Source organism: Mucilaginibacter lutimaris, assembly GCF_042676625.1.
Classification (GTDB): Bacteria; Bacteroidota; Bacteroidia; order Sphingobacteriales; family Sphingobacteriaceae; genus Mucilaginibacter; species Mucilaginibacter lutimaris.
The window spans coordinates 1,345,200-1,364,086 of the sequence record NZ_JBHTIA010000003.1 but is presented as its reverse complement, the minus strand read 5'-3'; the positions used below and the strand labels follow the sequence as shown (position 1 = coordinate 1,364,086).

Genomic DNA, 18,887 nt, shown 5'->3' with positions numbered 1-18,887 from the left:
GTCAGATCTCCTGCTGCCCGTAAATCGGCAGCGTAAAGTAAAAAACGGATCCGCCGGTCGGGCAACGCTCTGCCTTTACAGACCCGCGGTGGCTTTCTATTATTTCCTTTACAAGGTAAAGACCTAAACCTTTGCTCATACGCTGTTTGAAACTTTTGTCTTTGCTGTGATGAAATTTATTAAAGATCAGTTGTTCCTGCCCCTCCGGAACACCGGTGCCCTGATCTTTTACACTTACCACGGTCTGCTGCCCCTTCTTCGATATTTGAACTGAGACCGTAGAGGCCTCGGGTGAAAATTTAACTGCATTTGTGATAAAGTTGATCATTACCTGCAAAATCTTATATCTGTCTGCGCGCACCATCAGCGCCCCGGCATGATTGATCGTGAAGCGGTAGGTGCCATGTACGGTCCGCACATCCTGTATAATTTCCTGTAACAAGGAATTCAAGTCAAATACACTAAAATTATTCCTGCGCGAGCGGTACTCATCCGGATCGTAAGTAAGATAATCGTCAAGCGTCTGAGTGATCCCATTGATATGTCCGTCTACATTTTGCAGCAGTTTTAGGGTTTCGAGATCCTGTTTCCGTGCAAGCATCCTGATGACCCTTTGCGTGTTCAGCTTAACTATGGTGAGCGGTCCCCTTAACTCATGATTTACAACGGCCAGTCCCATCGAGTCCTCTGCAACCTTTTGCGTTATATTTTCAACCATGCCTACTAATTTCTCCGGTCTGCCCCACTGCAAGTAGCTCAAAACACCTGTTACTCTGATCCATTTCGTCTGGCCCTGGGGCGCCGTAATACATAGTTTGAGGTCTATACCTTCATTCTGCTGCAATGCAAAACGGTATGCTCTTAAAAGGGTTATGGTTTGCGCACTTTGTAAAAGTGCAAATATGTCGCTCATCCTGATCCGGTTACCCCCCAAGTCCAGCAGACTTTTACAATCCGGACATATCTTCAGGCGTTTGTTTACAAGATCAAAATCCCAATGCCCTTTTTGGACATCGGTACGGGTCAAATGTTTTGCAGTTTGCTGCATTATGATGGTTAAATTACTTAAAGGAATATTGGCTTTGAGGTGAATTATATTCGGGAGTTATGCAAAGATAGCAGACTTTGAACACCCGGCTCGGAAATAACCACCTCAAAACCAATTCATAAGTTACAATTGTGTAGTTTAAGGATCACCCTTTGTCCGTTTAAAGATGAGCGCGAAGCATCCACGCCATTTTTTCATGTGTTTCCATCAGACCGGTTACAAAATCGGAACTTCCTGCATCCTGCCATTTATCAATAAAAGAAGGCACCATTGCACGCAGCCGTATAATGATACTTTCATGATCGTTCAGCAGCTCTTTTATAAATCCCGAACTGCTATTCTGTTCTCTGGACTGTTCTGTAAGGCGGGTAAGCTCGAGAAAACCCTTTAAGGTAGCCGGTGCGAAATGCCCTAGGGAACGGACGCGTTCTGCAATGCTGTCAATAATTTCATCCAGCTGCTCGAACTGCGACTCGAAGAACACATGCATACTGTGAAAATCAGGACCTTCCACATTCCAGTGGGCATTTTTAGTTTTCGTATAAAGCAAAAATTCATCAGCAAGCAGATGATTAAGTTCATGAGCAATTTCGCCCATGAAGTTCTGAGGGATTCCAATGTTTGTTTTCATATCGGTTTACGGGCGCCGGTCGATCTCGTAACTATGCGAAATTTTTGACACCACTTTTATTTGATCTTTGTTATGATTTAAATGGGATTACAGCAAACGCCGTTTTAATCAAGTCCTTTGTAAACTAAAGCCGTAAAAAAATCAGGCCCGATAACAAATTTGCCCCATTGTTCATCGTACGCCTTGGTAGGTCGGGCATTGATGACATCTGTTAATGGCATCCCGCTCTTCTTTAATTTTGCCACGATCGTCTCGATATTTACCAGCATATCCCGGTAACGCAGCAGATCAGCTTTTTTACCGATGGGGCCGTGTCCCGGCACGACAAGTGTATTTTCAGATGCTGTTTTAACGTTTTCATCAGCCGCTTTGATCATGCCCTGTATGCTTCCGCCGGTGTTATAATCTATGAAAGGGTAATAGCCGTTCCACCAGGTATCGGCCACGTGCAGGGTATCGGTATCAGGAAAGTAAACAGAAATATCGCTGTCCGTATGGGCCGGTGCATAGTGCTTCAACCTGATCACCTGATCTTCAAAAGTGAGTTCATATTCCTGATCAAATACTTTTGAGGGAACGGCATTGGCAGGTGCCGGCGGAAAAGTATAATTCCAGTCATCTACCCTTGTCGTCTGCCCGAGCCACTTCGCCGTATTTTTGTGGGCTATGATTTGAGCACCGTCTTTATTTAACCATTCATTACCGCTGGCGTGATCAAAATGCCAGTGGGTATTGATCAGCAGCTGCAAAGGCACTTGATTGATCTCTGCGATTTTTGCCTTTATCTTTTCCCTGGAAACATCAATGCCCGCATCAACCATCAGATTACCTTTTTCTCCGGCCGATAAAATGATATTTCCGCCTGATCCTTCCAGCAAAGTAAGGTTGCCCCTTAATTTCGTTGCTTTTACAGCCGATTTCCTTGCCTCTTCAATGATCATCGTTACCGGGCTGCCTTTTTGTGCAAAAAGGTCACCGGGTGCCAGCATTAACATTCCTGAAAGCAGACCCGCTGAAGTTATAAACTGCCTGCGGTTCAATTGATTTGTATTTGTTTCCATTCTAATTGGGTTTGATACCAAAATTATGGCCTTTTATGTGCCCGGCTATGGATGCTTGCAGCAATTTATGGTACATATAAATTTCAGACCTTCCGGTTTTATTCCGGGCATATAAAATGCACATCAACATTATAAAGGTGGCGCACCCATTGACACCTAAGAGACTGTCGGGAATAGGATGTTTTCGTTGTCTGTACCATAAAAACGGTTTTCGATACATTTTTCCGGGCCGGGAGCCGCGCTACTTTTGTCATGTCCGGAAATATCAATCGCGCTCCGTCCTGTTCAACACAGGGTGTACGGCAAAAGCTTACCGCAGGTCAAAATCAGACTCCTGATCGGTCAGCAAGATTAAAAAACGCATTGATATAAGAGGAGCAGCACGCTGTGTCAACTGAAATATCGATCATATCCTACCATTAAAAACAAAGACCATGTCAAAAAAAGTAGCAGAGCAATTAGTGAGCATGTTAGTAAATGCGGGTATTAAACGCATCTACGCCGTAACAGGTGATAGCCTGAATGAATTAAATGATGCCGTAAGAAAAGAACCGGCATTGCAGTGGGTGCATGTGCGCCATGAGGAGGCCGGTGCATTTGCAGCAGCCGCAGAAGCAGAACTTAACGGACTTGCGTGCTGTGCGGGCAGCAGCGGCCCGGGCCACGTGCACCTTATCAACGGACTCTACGATGCCCATCGTTCAGGCTCCCCGGTGCTTGCCATCGCGTCTACCTGCGCTACGCACGAATTCGGGACTGAATACTTTCAGGAAACAAATACCATCAGGCTTTTTGACGACTGCAGTAATTATAACCAGATAGCCGCTACAGCTGCTCAGCTGCCAAGAATGGCGCAGGCAGCTATTCAGCATGCCGTACACCGTAAAGGTGTGGCTGTGTTGGGTTTACCTGGCGACGTGGCTGCGCTTAAGGCGGTTGCCAATGTATCATCAGATGAAAACTATTTTACCAAAGCAGCGATCATACCGGCGGCTGACGAACTGAATAAGCTTGCCGCGCTGATCAACAAACACCCTAAGATCTGCATCTTTTGCGGTATTGGTGCAGCGGAAGCACATGACGAAGTTGTCGAACTTGCCGCAAAATTAAAATCCCCGGTAGGATACTCTTTCAGAGGCAAAATGGGTATTCAGCATAATAACCCGAATGAGGTGGGTATGACCGGCCTGCTCGGCCTCCCTTCAGCTTATCACAGCATGCATGAAAGCGACATTGTGCTGCTGCTGGGAACCGATTTTCCTTATGTACCTTTCATCCCTCAGGACAAGATCCTTATACAGATAGACACGAATCCGGAAAAACTGGGCAGGCGCGCAAAGCTGACCATGGGTTTACATGGTGATATCCTGTCAAGCCTGCAAGCATTGCTGCCCCTGATAAATGAGAAAACAGACAGCAGTTTCCTGGATGCCCAGCTGCATATTTATGAAAGAGTAAAAGAGCATTTGACGACCTACGTCAAAGATAAAGGTAAACATGATGCCATCCATCCTGAAGCTGTAGCTGCCGAACTGGATAAACTGGCTGCGGATGACGCCATATTTACGGTAGATACGGGTATGTGCTGCGTTTGGGGCGCCAGGTACATCAGGTCAACCGGGAAACGCCACATGCTCGGTTCTTTTATCCATGGTTCCATGGCAAGCGCCATCCCCCATGCTATCGGCGCTGCGTTTGCCTGTCCGGAAAGGCAGGTGGTGGCCATGTGCGGCGACGGTGGTATTTCCATGCTGCTTGGTGACCTGGCTACGATTAAACAATATAACCTCCCTGTCAAAATGATCGTGTTCAACAACCGTTCGCTCGGAATGGTAAAACTGGAGATGGAAGTACAGGGGCTGATGGATTTTCAGACAGATATGGTCAACCCTGATTTTGCAATGGTTGCCGAATCAATGGGCATTAAAAACATCTCTATTCACGATCCGGAACGTCTCGCGAACGGCCTTCAGGAAGCGTTTCTTTACAACGGGCCCGTCCTGGTGAATGTGTTCACAGACCCTAATGCATTGGCTATGCCGCCTAAAATAGAATTGAAAATGGCTGAAGGCATGGCCGTATCAATGACCAAGCTGATGCTTGGCGGGAAATTCATTGAAGTATTAGACACGGTAAAATCAAACTATAAACATCTGAAAGAACTGGCTGATTAGTCCTGCGAAACTTTCCTTTAGCAAAATAACCATGAATAACATCGCAAAACCGATAAGTGCCAAAAGCGTCGAAAAGAAATTTATCATCGCCTGGCTATTTGGCTTACTTTTCTATTTCCTTGAATATGTTATCAGGTCCTCGCCTGCGGTAATGATCGCAGAACTGACCAGAACATTTCACGTCAATCAGCTCGGTGTAAGCACAATCCTGGGTACGTATTATTATACTTACGCTGCCACCAGCCTCATAGCAGGTATAGCGCTTGACCGCTACGGTGCAAAATGGCCCGTAGCCATCGGCACCGCAATTTTAGCGGCCGGATGCATTTTGTTCGCCATACCAATGGTCATTGCGGGAGATATCGGCCGGATGATGCAGGGGGCGGGCTCAGCATTTGCATTTACCGGCTGTGTATATCTTGCTTCACACGGTTTTTCCGCCAAATATATCGCAACTGCAATTGGCGTAACGCAATGTATCGGTATGCTCGGGGGCTCTGCCGGCCAGTTCGTGGTCGGTCCCTTTATACACAACGGGCTTGGACTCGATGTTTTTTGGATAGGCATAGGCATCGCCTGCGCCGTAGTTGCCCTGATGCTCTATTTTACCACCCCGCCGGAAGACAAAAGCAAAGAGCAAAATACAGGAATTGTCAATATTATTGATCCTTATAAAATAGTATTCAGGAACCTGCAAACCTATTTGAGCGGATTATTGTCAGGTCTGCTGTTTGCCCCTACAACCATTTTTGCCATGACCTGGGGCGTGGCCTTCTTTCAGCACGACAGAAATTATACGTATGCCGATGCCGTGCTCACCTGCTCCATGGTTCCGCTGGGCTGGGTAATAGGCTGCCCTTTACTGGGTTGGCTATCAGACCGGATAGGCCGCAGAAAACCGGTTCTTACCGGCGGCATCGTCCTTATGCTGCTCAGTTTTGCCCAGTTGGTATTCGCTCCTGCCCTGCTGCCCTCCATTTTCAGCATGCTGGTATTTGGGATTGCATCAGGTGCGGCCATGATCCCCTACACGATCATAAAAGAGGCCAACCCTGATGAGGTGAAAGGAAGCGCTACCGGCGCTATCAACTTTTTAACCTTCAGTATCACCGCATTCCTGGGGCCGGTATTTGCGTCAAAGTACGGTAAAGACCTCCTAACGTCAGCAGACCAGACTGCACATTTCAGAAATGCAGGCGGTTTTATGTTGTTAGTGATTGCGGCAGCACTGTTGTTCAGCTTTGTCATCAGGGAGACCGGCAGTGCAGCCAAAGGAAATAAGCAAGCATTATAAGCCATTCAAAAAAAACCGAAACCGTGAAACTGTTTAAATTATCCTTTTGCATTATCTGCTGCTGTTACAGCCAGGCGATATTTGCGCAGGGGGGCTCCCCCGATTACAAAGACGGAATGACCGTGAGACTTGATTCGACAGGTAAAAAATACATCAGGTTTATGACCTGGGCAACTTTCTGGGCCCGGCGGACATCTGCCAACCCCGGAACAGCGATCAACGGCGTTGCCAAGAATAACTGGTCAGACTTTAGCCTGCGGCAATTCAGGTTTGTAACCTATAGCCAGCTATCACCCCGTTATCTGATACTGGCCGATATTGGCATTGATAACCAGGCCTTTTCTTCCGGCGGGTCGGCCGGCGGCGGAAATACTGGTAACGGTGGCCCCGCTTTTTCGGGCACGCTGGGTAAAAAGCCTGCGCTTTATTTACATGACCTGTGGAACGAGTACGCCATAATTCCTGATAAGAATCCCGGCAACGGTAAAGCGAATCCTGCATCTGTCTATATCGGGACAGGTCTGCATTACTGGAACGGGGTAAGCAGGATGACCTCTGCAGGCTCAGCAAATTATTTAGCAGTAGATGTTCCGCTTTATAACTGGCCGCTTGTAGATCTTTCGGACCAGTTCGCAAGGCAGATAGGTGTATATGTAAAAGGGAATATCGGCCCGGTCAGCTACCGCTGGGCCGTGAATAAACCCTTCACCGTACTTTCATCTGCAACCGCTTTTCAGGCAGGCAGCCGCGACAGCAGCTTTGCGGTAGATAACAACGCGACTGGTAAAATGGCCACGACCGGTTACGCGGCCTGGCAATTTTTTGAGCGCGAAAACAACCAGCTGCCATATTTCACCGGCACTTATGTGGGCACCAAAAAGGTACTTAATGTAGGTGCCGGGTATTACAACAGTGCGGAGGGAACAGTTACACAGGCCGGAAACACAACAAATTCTGAATTGATAAGACACGCGGTAACGCTTTGGGCCGTGGATGCTTTCGCCGACCTGCCTTTTGGCGGAAAAGATAAAAACTGGGCGTTTACGGGTTACACTGTTTTTTACCACTACAATTTCGGCCCGAACTATCTGCGTTATGGCTCCATTATCAATGAAAATGTCAGCGCTGCGCAAAACTACAGCGGCAATATCTCCCAGGCCGGGTTTGGTAACTCCGCACCGCTTATCGGAACAGGAACTTCTTGGTTTACCCAGGCAGGTATCCTGCTTCCAAAAACATTTTCAGGCAAATCAACAAGGCTTCAGCCTTTCGGCGAATTCAGCTTAGAAAAATTCGAAAGGTTTAAAGACGCTACTTTCACTTACTGGAGTGCTGGCGGGAACATTTATTTAGACGGGCACCACGCGAGGATCTCCCTGAAATATCAAACCAGACCGATCGTCATCGGCGACAGGCAGGCTTTTTCCAAAGGATCCTTTATCATCGCAACCCAGGTATTCCTTTAACAGGCAATACCGGTCGTAACTTGAAATGCGATACTATTTTGCAGGGAATATTTTCGGATAATAGCATTTGCTATGGCAAAGACCGCATGATCAGATCAACAGCATTGCTGAGCAGCGAGCGTACAGGGAATAAACTGACGTGTGTGAGTGTCAGCCTTCCTGCTATAGTTACCGTCCCGATGGTCTGCTCTTTGCCAGTTCCGGAAACGACCACCGGCCCCCATAAATTCAGGATCTTGTAACTGCCATAAATATCCTGGTTTATACGGCCAAGATTGGTAATCATAAAATCAGTATCAACAGAGGATCTGACGGTCTTGACAATCTCTGAAAACGGCACCGGGCGCATCAGCCCGGCCCTGAAATATTTTACATAGGCTTTTACCTCATCTAAACTATCCGGGCTGCGAAGTTCATTACTTATAAAACGCGCCAGTGGCCAGATTCCGGGGAAATCTGCTGGCTGCAAAGCCATATTCCTGGTAATGACATTTAAAACAACATCCTGGGGATTACTCAATAATTCGCGAACGGACAGCGGGGCACGCGTAATTATGGGGCGATCCTCCGCCCCGCTTTTATTTGCGTTCAGAACTAAAGCGACTGCGGCGTTCAGTGCCCCGTTAATGGTGGTTTTTTCGCGGCGGCAATTTCCCAGCAAACGACTTGTGAAAGCCCCGGTTAGCTGCAGTTTGTTAATAAAAATTTCGGTTTCACTTCCCGGATCAGGGTATTTAACCGGTTCACCCGCCCCCGGGATAAATACCGGCTGGTTTTCCAAAATTTCTCCCACAACCACATCTATAGAACCTGGTATTTTCAACTGCGCTAACGTATAACCTGACAGTATTTTTAGAAGATCCTGCAGTATGATCAAACCCGCCATGCCATCGGCAATAGTATGGTTAGCGAGGATAATCACCGTTGAAGTTCCGGCTTTCTGCAGAAAAATTATTCTTATCATCGGGGGAGTGTCGGTTTGAACAGGGGCCATCATCTCGCTTTTTAAAACGTACAGCCAGTCGGAAAACTCGTCAACTTCCACGATTCTATAGGGTATTGATGGTTCTGGCCCGCAGCGGAACCAGAATTGGAAACGGCTGTCCTCTTTTATATGATAATTAAGCTGAGGATGCCGCCTGATCAGATTACCCATTGCGGCGGGAATATGACCAGGCGGTACCTTTCTGTCAAGTTCAGCAACCAGTGCAAAATCCTTTGTAAAAATATCGTTCAGCGCGAGATAAAGCTTTTCTACAGCGCCTAAGGGTCTGCCCTGGTAGTTCGACATGATTTTAACGTATGTGCTTCGTCCGAAAAGAATGAAGCGGATTTTTAATTACTGTGCCCTGTACTGACAGATTTTCCTATCCAGGTTTCAACTTCTGCAGCAACCCTGGCAGCGTTATTCTTATACCAGTCTACAGCATCCCGTCCCACCAATAAATGCAGAGGTGGCTGTTCGGTGTGCGCAATTTCTATAGCGAGTGCGGCAAGTTTTTTGGGATCGCCGGGTTGCTTACCGTTATTCCCCGCAGCCTGCTGCCTGGTCACACCAACGTTATTATTATAATCAGGGATAACAGTTGACGTTTTGGCGAAAGAGCTTTTACCAAGAAAATCGGTACTGAAAAGGCCGGGCGCAAGTGCCGTAACGTGGATTCCCAAAGGCTCCAGCTCTTTGGCCAGGCCCGAAGATATGCCTTCGACAGCAAATTTTGTTGAACTGTAAATGGTCCAGCCAAGAGGAGCCTCAAAGCCGAATAATGAAGATATATTAATGATATGTCCGGCTTTTTGTTTGCGCATAACCGGTAAAACGGCCCTGATTACATTCAGCAAACCGAACACATTGGTGTCATATTGCTTTCTTACCTCTTCATCTGAGGCTTCCTCGACAGCGCCCAGCAGACCATAACCTGCATTATTTATCAGCGTATCGATACGGCCGAAGTATTCTGCTCCTTTTTGCACGGCTGCTTTTACCGAAGCCTCGTCGGTTACATCCATTACTAACACCAAAAGATTTTCGTGCCTGCCTAAAAGCTCGCTTAATTGATCGGGTTCTGACCGCACCGTGGCAATTACCCTGTCATTATTTTCAAGCGCTATACGCGCCATTTCAAAACCGAAGCCTTTTGATGCGCCGGTGATCAGAATTGTTTTTCTTTGTTCCATTGTTCTTTGTTTTTTATCTGTTCTAAATCCGGGACAGCATTTTGCACCGGCTGTACTTTCTACATGAGCTATTTTTTCATACGGCTCATTACCGATTCAGGATCAACACCAAGTTCATTCACAACGCCCATCCCGAGGTTAAAATCGGCACGAAAGAAATGGCAGAACTGCCGGTTAATGATCTCCTCTTTTTTCGGGCCGTCGATCTGACGCATTGATTCCGCAATATTCCTGATCAGTTGCTTTTTATCTTCCTGTGACAGAACCTCACGGAAAAAGTTACCCGGCTGCGTATAATGATCGTTTTCGCCTTCGGCATTACGGTCAAACGAATCTGCAAACGGATGGCTCAATGTTTCCGCAGGCCTTTTGTAAACTGTATTGGGGCGGATATCATCAAAACTATTCGGATAGTAATTTGCAGAACGGCCGCCGTTGTTGTCATACCTCATAGCCCCGTCGCGCTGGTAATTATGTACCGCAAAGGGACAACGGTTTACGGGCAATTGCTCAAAATTTACGCCCAGGCGGTAACGCTGGGCATCCGGGTAAGCGAGTATCCTGCCCTGGAGCATCTTGTCAGGAGAATGCCCAATGCCGTCAACGATCCTGGAGGGCGCGAATGCCGCCTGCTCCACTTCGGCAAAATAATTATCAGGGTTGCTGTTCAGTTCCAAAACGCCCACTTCTATCAGGGGGTATTCTTTATGACTCCAAACTTTTGTCAGATCAAAAGGGTTGAAAGGGTGCTGGTCGGCCTGCTCAGCCGTCATTACCTGTATCTTGAGCGTCCATTTGGGGAAATCACCTCTTTCAATCGCTGTCAGCAGGTCTCGTTGCGCAAAATCAGGATCTTCCCCCCTCATTTGCCTCGCCTCATCAGAAGTAAAGTTTTTTATGCCTTGCTGCGTTTTAAAGTGGAATTTCACAAAAACGACCTCATTATCCTTATTGATGAGCGTATAAGTGTGGCTGCCGAAACCATGCATGTGTCTGAATCCGTACGGGGTACCCCTGTCACTCATCAGAAAAAGAACCTGGTGCAGCGATTCAGGGTTCAGGCTAAAAAAGTCCCATACCATCGTGGCACTTTTACAATTGGTAAAAGGATCTCTTTTCTGGGTGTGTATAAAGTCGGGGAATTTCTTGGGATCTTTTATAAAAAAGACAGGCGTGTTATTGCCAACAAGGTCCCAGTTTCCGTCTTCGGTATAAAATTTAAGAGCAAAGCCCCTTGGGTCTCTTTCTGTATCCGCTGAACCTCTTTCGCCGCCTACGGTAGAGAACCTTAACAACACTTTTGTCTGCCTGCCAGCCTCTCCGAAAAGTTTCGCTTTTGAATAACGGGTGACATCTTGGGTAACGGTAAATGTGCCGTATGCTGCTGAGCCCTTTGCATGTACTATTCTTTCAGGAATGCGCTCCCTGTTAAAATGAGCCAGTTTTTCATGCAATATATAGTCTTGCAAGAGCAGCGGCCCGCGTGGGCCTGCGCTCTGTGTGTCCTCGTAGTTATCAAAGGGAATTCCCGATGCTGTTGTAAGATCTTTCATGGTTGTTTATTTATCAACCCAAAACTAAAGCAGCAATGCAATGGTCTCAATGGCTGTTTAAACCATTTTATGGTACTAATCAACCGGGATTTGTGCGGCATACAGGCGGCACCCGCTTCGAAATATGGGAATAACAATCCCGTTTTCGATCCTCCTTACCCGTAAAAAGCGAAATATCGTTTTTACAAAATCAGCGATTATTGTCGATAATATTGAATATCAACTAATTAATATATTGGCATTTTACTTGCTGCGGTGAGAACTTGTTGGGCGCTTCACTACCGGAGCGCCCTGTTAATATGAATAATGGGGAACCATAGCCATTCGATAATATCCATCTTCTTAAATGCAATTATCTCCTATAAAAAAACTGATACTGGCCATACATATTATTTGCCATCACCGCCTTTTCCGATCTCGCTTATGGCGGTTTTACTATTAACATTTATTTGCGCGGGTGTTTTTATCATTGGCAAATTACGGCGTGCTAAAAAAGTGATCAACCGGATAAATCAGAAGCAGCGTGAAACAGAACATCGTTTGACCGAATGTCTGGACGAACGAGAGTGGCTTATCGGGGAAGTTAATCACCGGGTAAAAAACAATCTGCAGGTCATCAGCAGTCTTTTGAGCAATCAATCAGCTTATCTGACCGGCGCATATGCATTGGATACCATCAAAACTGCGCAAAGGCGTTTACATACTATTTCGCTGGCCTATCATAATATGTATGTGTCTGAACAATTATCTAATATTAATCTCCGGCAATATGTCAGCGCTCTTTTAAACTATTTAAAAGATGAATATAACGCCGGTGAACTGATTGTTATAAATAAAGAGGTGATTGACATAAGCCTCGGAATACAGGTAACCATACCACTGGGTCTCATCATTTACGAGGCTGTAAGTAATGCCATCAAGTTCGCATTTCCCGATACGCGAAAGGGTGTTATCAATATAAAGATCACCGAAAAAGAAAACAATAAACTTTTGCTGATAGTGTCTGACAATGGTGCAGGATTCAATGACAGCTATGATCCGGCACAAAGCAACAGTCTGGGTTTAAGTCTGATCACGGGTCTGAGCCGGCAACTCGGGGCAGAGGCTGATATCATCAGCGACAGGGGCCTTACTGTCACGGTTGAATTTCAATTTACAGAAGCCTAATAATCAATATAGTTTAAATAATGAAAGAAAATATTCTGATCGTAGAAGATGAATTTATTGTAGCTAATGACCTGCGTTTGAAGCTGAGAAAAAAAGGATACCAGATCTGCGGGATAGCGCCTTGCGTCGAGACGGCAAAAACAATGATCGAACAGCTGAATCCCACTTGGGTCTTGCTCGATATTTGGTTACAGGATGGTTCGATGGGTACTGATCTCGCGCCGATACTGACGGAAAAAAACATCGGCTTCATTTATATATCGGCCAACCCCGGTCCTGAACCGGATGCATATCCGAATGGAAAACATGATATCGAATTTCTTTCGAAGCCTTTCCGCGAAAAAGATCTTTTATTAAAACTGGAGGCGGCCCTGGAAAAACACCGGAATATACCCTTCAACCGGCAGTAGCGAGAAATCCTCTCTCAGAGCATATCCATATTGGAGCGTAAAATAGTGATCTGCATTATACTGCACACTGCCGGGATCTGAAGGTGGATTAGCCCTAATCAAACAATTAAAAAAAGAGCCGCTGATTAACATTTTATTTATCAATCAGCGGCTTTTGGCCAATATGGATGCCTGATCAGATTTGTAAGAACGGGCTACGCTGCGATATTTCGCTTGTAATCCGTAAAACGTTCGCCGCTGATCCGCTTAAAGAATTTACTGAAGTGGGATACATCAAAAAAGCCAAGTTTATAGGCCACCTCTTTCATATTGAATTCGTCATAATTCATCAGTCGTTTTGCCTCTGCAAGAATTCGCTGCTGAATAAAGTAACTTGTAGTATTGCCCAGGGTCTCCTTCACCATGTTATTGAGATAAGCCGGCGTTACGGCCATGAGGCGGGCATAATCGGCAGGCATCTTCAGGGTCGTAAAATGCTGATCAAGCAGCGAAAAGAATTTCTTTGTCTGCTGCAGACACTTACCTTGATTCACGGGCTGAAGGTGAGCGGTAGCCCTGCTCAGGAAAGCAGCGAACACCTGGAATAATCCACGCACCACTTCGTCTTTCATACCGTTGCTTGTATTATACTCGTAGATCAGGCGCTCCATTACATCTTTCAGAAACCGGTGCTCGCTCTTGGGAACCGGTATCTGATCTATATCGCCAAGATTCAGAAATACGGATTGAAGCAATGCGGATGACCCGGTAGAAAGCTGCAAAAAATCATGCGAAAATGAGATCATATAACCATGTGCAGCCTCATATCCCGCCAGAGAAAAAGCATTGTTAGGCCTGACGATGCCGATCTTTGAATTATCAATAGCCAGTTTTCTCCGGTCCATAACATATTCACATTCCCCGTTTTTAAGAAAAATGATCCGGTAGCGTGTATCCGCTCTTTTATTGATCGAGTGAACCGCACCGTCTTCCAGCTTTTGTATATTGAAAAAGTGATGATCTGCGGTCATACCCGACCGTTGGTATGCAATATCAGAAGAAACGTTTAAATTGATCATAGCAGTTATGTTAAACAAAGTGTAAAGTCTCGTTAACCGCTGTTTGCCAATTATATGCCACCATATTAAAGCATTGATATATAACACTTTAATCATTTTAACAATATTTCTGAAATTCGATATTTCGCCTTTATCCCGTTTTTCACATTCGAAGCGATGCCGTCCGTCGCCTCATTTTTTTAACGGAATTCTTTTTATAACGAAAGGTCTTATACTTCGCGGCTGATTTCTTTAATAAAAAGGATCTCCTTTTATACAACATTTACATCCATCCGTACATATTTTGATCTGAGGCCTGCCTTAATTTGGCCTGCTTATTCCTGCAGACATAGAATGCCACATGCTCAGCTATTTGCATGAAGGTTATCCTGAAACGACTGACCGGAAATACCGGTGAATAATCCGGAAATGAATCTATTTATATCTGCCCTGAATGAGACCATCGGATCGTAGCCGGAAAAGAATAATCGCAATGCTGCATTCAGCCTTCTTAGTGGTTTTAATGATAACCGTTGTTAGTTCCCCTGCCCTGTCGCAAAGTACGGGAATTCAAAAAAAAGATAGTCTGGAGATCTTTAGTTTAGCGGGCAAAGCCCGCCAACTTTTAAGCAAACCCAATCCGCAGGAAGCTGATATTGTTAAAGCCGAAGATATTATAAAGCAGGCACTGCAGCGGAGTGAAAAGTTAACCTTTAAAAAAGGCGAAGGAAAATCTTTGCTTCTCCTTTCATCTGTTTTTAAAGCACGTAAAGATGAAAATCGAGGGAGAGCTACTTTAGAACGCGCTGTTATTACATTCAGGTCTGACTCTTTGCTGAAAGAGGACGAAGCGGATGCCTGCATGGAACTGGCTGGCTATTATCCCATCACAGATGCCAAAAGTCTCGAAAAAAAAATCGGTCTGTACGAGTATGCCGTCAAACTTTTATACAAAGCCGTTCCTAAATCAATCAAACTGGCAAATTCCCTGAAATATCTGGGAGACCTTTACAACGTAAAAGACGATAATGTTACCTCAATTGAACGTCTGCAGGCTGCGGTATCAGTTTATAAGACCATAAAATATGATAAACTACAGGACATTTACTGCCTGCTTGGCGCCGTATTAAACAGAACAGGAGCCTCAAGAGAAGGACTCAAATATCTCTTGCTTGCCGAAAAAGCGGCGCTCCGGTACAATGACAGCAGCGCCACCGTTGCAACGCTCTATAACCGGTTAGGGAACGTCTACAATTCCCTGAACCAGTTGCAGGAGGCAAACAAAGCACTCAGGAAATCCCTTATATATGCCAGGCACAATCATGACACCGAAGCCATACTTATTGTAAGTGCAAACCTCGGCTGGAGTTATATCCGGATCGACAAGCCTGAAAAGGCTATCCTGACTCTTAAAGAAGCATTAAAAGATGAAAAGTTACTGGATACCGCCCATCGGATAAGCTTGAATACCACTTTGATGGAGGCCTACATCATCAAACATGATGCTGCCAATGCTTTAAAATGTAATGATGCGATCAAAAATATGATCGGGCAGTTCTATCTATACGATTTCCTGATCATTAATTACCACCGTGCCGCAGCGAAATTATTCTTGATGACACGAAATTTTGAAGAATGCCAGAGACAAGTCGATGCCACTGTTGCGATCACAAAAAACGGAAGCGTAAGCGACATGGCGAGCATTGAAAACATTCTTTACAAACTCGATTCGGCCCGTAACCGCCCATGGGATGCGTTAAACCATCTTAACCGCTACAAGCTGTTAAGCGATTCGCTCAACAGGCGAAACCATGACCGGGAACTTAGCCAGATGCAGATAGAGTACGAAACGGAGAAAAAGGACCTTGACATCGCTTCCCTGCAGCAAAGGTCAAAACTTCAGGAAAGGGCGCTGGGCAGCGAAAAGCTGGTCCGTAACCTTTCGGTTGCAGGAATGCTGCTTTTTGTCCTTTTCACTGCCGTCCTTTTTGCGAGTTACCGCTTAAAGCAAAAAAGCAACAGGGAGCTGCAAAATAAACAAAATGCTATCAACGCCCAGAATCTGTCATTGCGGCATTTGTTAACGGAGAGAGAATGGCTGATCAAAGAAGTACACCATCGGGTAAAAAATAATTTCCAGATCGTGATCAGCCTCCTTGATTCACAATCATCTTTTCTGCTGGACGAAAACGCATTAGACGTGCTTCGTGAAAGCAGACACCGGATGCACAGTATCTCCCTGGTACATCAAAAGCTTTATCAGGACAAAAACCTGACCGGCATAAATATAAAGGGTTATATCACTGAGCTGATCGGCTTTTTGAAGGAAAGCTTTTCCACCGGTACAAGGATCCGCTTTGACTGCAATATCCCCGATTTGTTATTCGATGTGTCGCAGGTTGTGCCTCTGGGACTTATTATTAATGAAGCTATTACCAACTCGATAAAATATGCATTCAAAAACCAAACGGATTGCGTTATTTCCATCAATATGGAAGAAACGAATGACCATCTCATCGGTCTGAGCATTAAAGATAATGGCTGTGGCCTTCCCTCGGACTTTAACCTCGATACCTGTGCGACACTGGGAATGAACCTGATAAGCGGCCTTACCAGGCAGCTCCAGGGAGAATTATCATTTTCAGTTTCAGACGGGCTGACGATCCTGATCAGCTTTGAACGGTTGAAAACCCTGGGCAGCCGCTCAGCTTCTGCAGATTCCGATATCATCATATGACGAGCGGTGTTTATAGTTAAAATAATATTCCCCGAAATATTACCGGTATGAATGATCGCGATTTGACCGGTAACCTAAAATCCATCCGTACCACAAAATCATTTATCTCTACTGCTAACAGCGGCCGCGGGGTGATAATTTTGAAAACAAAATTGCGGCTAATGCAGGCTGCGGAAAAATTTCAAAAACTATGGAAAGCATTATATCAGTAAAACATATCACAAAGACCGCAGAAACATCATACGGGAAATTCACAGAAAAAATGCTGTCTTTACTGGGCCGTATAGGCGAAGATGATTTTAAACAGATGAAGCTTAACCCGCATGGGGCTAAAGATCACATGGCCGCACTTGGCGGTTTTGAGGACCTGATACTTTTCGGCACGCAGGAACACGGCACCCTGCTTCGTCTGGCCGGTCAGCAGCGTAACGCTATTCAGGTTATATTGGGCAATCCGCTTATTGCCCTGCAAATGACGCAGCATGATATCCGTGCGGCGTTATATGCACCTCTGAGGCTGCTCGTTTATGAAACGGCACCTGACACATTGAATATCGAGTATGATCTTCCTTCAACCCTGTTCTCCCAATTCGGCCACCCCGATGTAACAGCTACAGGCCTTTTACTTGATACAAAACTTGATAAGCTCATCAATGAATGCCTGTCCTGATCTGCCGGCTTTCGGCTTAAAAATCAGCACATCCCATTAAAAAAATAAATGACACCTACCGAAACGGCGAAAATACTGGCGACTTTTCCGGCACTTGCTCAGGTGCCGGAAGAGCAGCTCATATGGTTAGCCGCCAACAGCCGGCCAAAGCACATGGAAGCCGGTGAGATGTTGTCCTCGCCGGAATTTCCCCTAACCGGATCGCATTTTATTATGACCGGTCGTTTTTCGGTATATAATTATCAGGGCGGCATCAGGCGTGATCTTGGGGCGCTCCAAACCGGTGAGATCACCGGCGCGTTGCCATTTTCGCGCGGAGATAAAACCACGGTGTATATTGCTGCTGCAAATCCCGCAATGGTGATCACCTTACCTATCGGGCTCATCAGTATAATGATCGTTGAACATTATGAACTTACGCAGGCGCTGGTGCATGTTATGTGTAACCGTATCCGGTATATGACATCCATTCAGCTTCAAAATGAAAAAATGATGGCCCTGGGTAAATTATCAGCCGGGATCACCCACGAGATCAATAACCCGGTAGCAGCCAATATCAGCGATGCCGACAGCCTGATCAGATTCCTCGGTGAAGTGAACAGGTCTGTCAAATTGCTGCCCTCAACACAACTGACTGCGCAGGCAGCGGCGGCATTTGATTTGGTGGACCGTATCGGTGATCACAACGGACATTCTGCGTTCCTGCCATTTAAAGAGCGGATACAAAAAGAAGATGAGCTCACTAAATGGCTTGAGGAAAATAACGTGAATAATGCTGACGATTTAGCAGATATCCTTGTCGACTTAAATATTGATCACAAGACGCTGGATAACTTCAAAACGCATTATACCAATGAGCAGCTCGCTTCATTTTTACGATGGATGGCGGAACTGCTACGGGCAAGGCAAACGGCTCAAAACCTGCTGTCATCTTCAAAAAGGATCGAAGAACTTATACGTTCCGTTAAAACGTTTACCCATATGGACCGCGGGGCCGACAGGCAAACGGCTGATATACATCATGGTATATCAAACGCGCTTACTTTATTAGCGCATAAAAGGAAAAATCTGAACATCGGTCTCGAAGAAAATTTTTATCCGGGGCTACCGGAAATACCAATTCTCATAGGAGAGCTCAACCAGGTTTGGACAAATATGATCGATAATGCGCTGGACGCGATGGAAAATGACGGCGGCGGCACGCTGAGCCTGAGCACGGGCCTCGCAGACGGAAATATCGTTGTCACCATAGCAGATACCGGTCCGGGCATCCCCCAAACTATCCAACCGTTTATTTTCGATCCGTTTTTTACCACAAAAGAGATCGGAAAAGGAACCGGTATCGGACTCGAGGTGGTAAGGACTATTGTCGCACAGCATTTCGGCTCGGTAAGCGTAACCTCAAGGCCGGGCAAAACCTTGTTCACCGTTTCACTGCCCGTTCAAACCCCAGATTAAAAA

15 protein-coding genes are annotated in these 18,887 nt (G+C 45.8%); 8 read left to right on the top strand and 7 right to left on the bottom strand.

All coding sequences use genetic code 11. The features are described 5' to 3' along the window. Position 1: 1 nt before the first annotated feature. The 3 genes from ACFQZI_RS07065 to ACFQZI_RS07055 all read right to left on the bottom strand — a co-directional run bounded on the left by ACFQZI_RS07065 (position 2) and on the right by ACFQZI_RS07055 (position 2,740). A complete protein-coding gene (locus tag ACFQZI_RS07065) occupies positions 2-1,048 on the bottom strand; it encodes a sensor histidine kinase (protein WP_377140324.1) in 1,047 nt (348 codons plus the stop codon). Between the two features lie 160 nt (positions 1,049-1,208). Next, complete coding sequence (locus tag ACFQZI_RS07060; protein ID WP_377140322.1) at positions 1,209-1,679, bottom strand: Dps family protein; 471 nt, start codon at positions 1,677-1,679, stop codon at positions 1,209-1,211. 104 nt (positions 1,680-1,783) lie between these two features. Next, positions 1,784-2,740, bottom strand: a complete 957-nt coding sequence (locus ACFQZI_RS07055) for an MBL fold metallo-hydrolase (protein WP_377140319.1) — start codon at positions 2,738-2,740, stop codon at positions 1,784-1,786. A 434-nt stretch (positions 2,741-3,174) separates the two neighbouring features. Here ACFQZI_RS07055 and ACFQZI_RS07050 point away from each other — a divergent pair, with 434 nt between their 5' ends. The 3 genes from ACFQZI_RS07050 to ACFQZI_RS07040 are packed head-to-tail and all read left to right on the top strand — an operon-like array spanning position 3,175 to position 7,674. Then, complete coding sequence (locus ACFQZI_RS07050; protein ID WP_377140316.1) at positions 3,175-4,914, top strand: thiamine pyrophosphate-dependent enzyme; 1,740 nt, start codon at positions 3,175-3,177, stop codon at positions 4,912-4,914. A 31-nt stretch (positions 4,915-4,945) separates the two neighbouring features. Next, entirely contained in the window at positions 4,946-6,208 is a 1,263-nt protein-coding gene (locus ACFQZI_RS07045; protein ID WP_377140313.1) for an MFS transporter, read from the top strand. A 23-nt stretch (positions 6,209-6,231) separates the two neighbouring features. Beyond that, positions 6,232-7,674 (top strand): hypothetical protein, encoded by a 1,443-nt coding sequence (locus tag ACFQZI_RS07040; protein ID WP_377140311.1) that lies wholly within the window; start codon positions 6,232-6,234, stop codon positions 7,672-7,674. A 70-nt stretch (positions 7,675-7,744) separates the two neighbouring features. Here the strand turns inward: ACFQZI_RS07040 and ACFQZI_RS07035 are convergent, their stop codons facing one another. From ACFQZI_RS07035 to ACFQZI_RS07025, 3 genes are all read right to left on the bottom strand, one after another. After that, positions 7,745-8,965: a hypothetical protein gene (locus ACFQZI_RS07035; protein ID WP_377140309.1), complete on the bottom strand. Its 1,221-nt coding sequence runs from the start codon at positions 8,963-8,965 to the stop codon at positions 7,745-7,747. Positions 8,966-9,009: 44 nt separating this feature from the next. Continuing rightward, entirely contained in the window at positions 9,010-9,852 is an 843-nt protein-coding gene (locus tag ACFQZI_RS07030; protein ID WP_377140306.1) for an oxidoreductase, read from the bottom strand. A 68-nt stretch (positions 9,853-9,920) separates the two neighbouring features. Beyond that, positions 9,921-11,405 (bottom strand): catalase, encoded by a 1,485-nt coding sequence (locus ACFQZI_RS07025; RefSeq protein WP_377140303.1) that lies wholly within the window; start codon positions 11,403-11,405, stop codon positions 9,921-9,923. Between the two features lie 423 nt (positions 11,406-11,828). Between ACFQZI_RS07025 and ACFQZI_RS07020 the strand changes: the two genes are divergently transcribed. Beyond that, positions 11,829-12,572: a sensor histidine kinase gene (locus tag ACFQZI_RS07020; protein ID WP_377140300.1), complete on the top strand. Its 744-nt coding sequence runs from the start codon at positions 11,829-11,831 to the stop codon at positions 12,570-12,572. A gap of 20 nt (positions 12,573-12,592) precedes the next feature. Continuing rightward, the gene (locus ACFQZI_RS07015; RefSeq protein WP_377140296.1) at positions 12,593-12,982 is read left to right on the top strand and encodes a response regulator; all 390 of its coding nucleotides are present in this window, start codon (positions 12,593-12,595) and stop codon (positions 12,980-12,982) included. Between the two features lie 194 nt (positions 12,983-13,176). Here the strand turns inward: ACFQZI_RS07015 and ACFQZI_RS07010 are convergent, their stop codons facing one another. After that, positions 13,177-14,136 (bottom strand): helix-turn-helix domain-containing protein, encoded by a 960-nt coding sequence (locus ACFQZI_RS07010; RefSeq protein WP_377140293.1) that lies wholly within the window; start codon positions 14,134-14,136, stop codon positions 13,177-13,179. 376 nt (positions 14,137-14,512) lie between these two features. Here ACFQZI_RS07010 and ACFQZI_RS07005 point away from each other — a divergent pair, with 376 nt between their 5' ends. The 3 genes from ACFQZI_RS07005 to ACFQZI_RS06995 all read left to right on the top strand — a co-directional run bounded on the left by ACFQZI_RS07005 (position 14,513) and on the right by ACFQZI_RS06995 (position 18,884). After that, positions 14,513-16,756, top strand: a complete 2,244-nt coding sequence (locus ACFQZI_RS07005) for a tetratricopeptide repeat-containing sensor histidine kinase (RefSeq protein WP_377140291.1) — start codon at positions 14,513-14,515, stop codon at positions 16,754-16,756. A 190-nt stretch (positions 16,757-16,946) separates the two neighbouring features. Next, complete coding sequence (locus ACFQZI_RS07000) at positions 16,947-17,426, top strand: DUF302 domain-containing protein (RefSeq protein WP_377140288.1); 480 nt, start codon at positions 16,947-16,949, stop codon at positions 17,424-17,426. Between the two features lie 48 nt (positions 17,427-17,474). After that, a complete protein-coding gene (locus tag ACFQZI_RS06995) occupies positions 17,475-18,884 on the top strand; it encodes an ATP-binding protein (protein WP_377140285.1) in 1,410 nt (469 codons plus the stop codon). Positions 18,885-18,887: the final 3 nt, after the last annotated feature.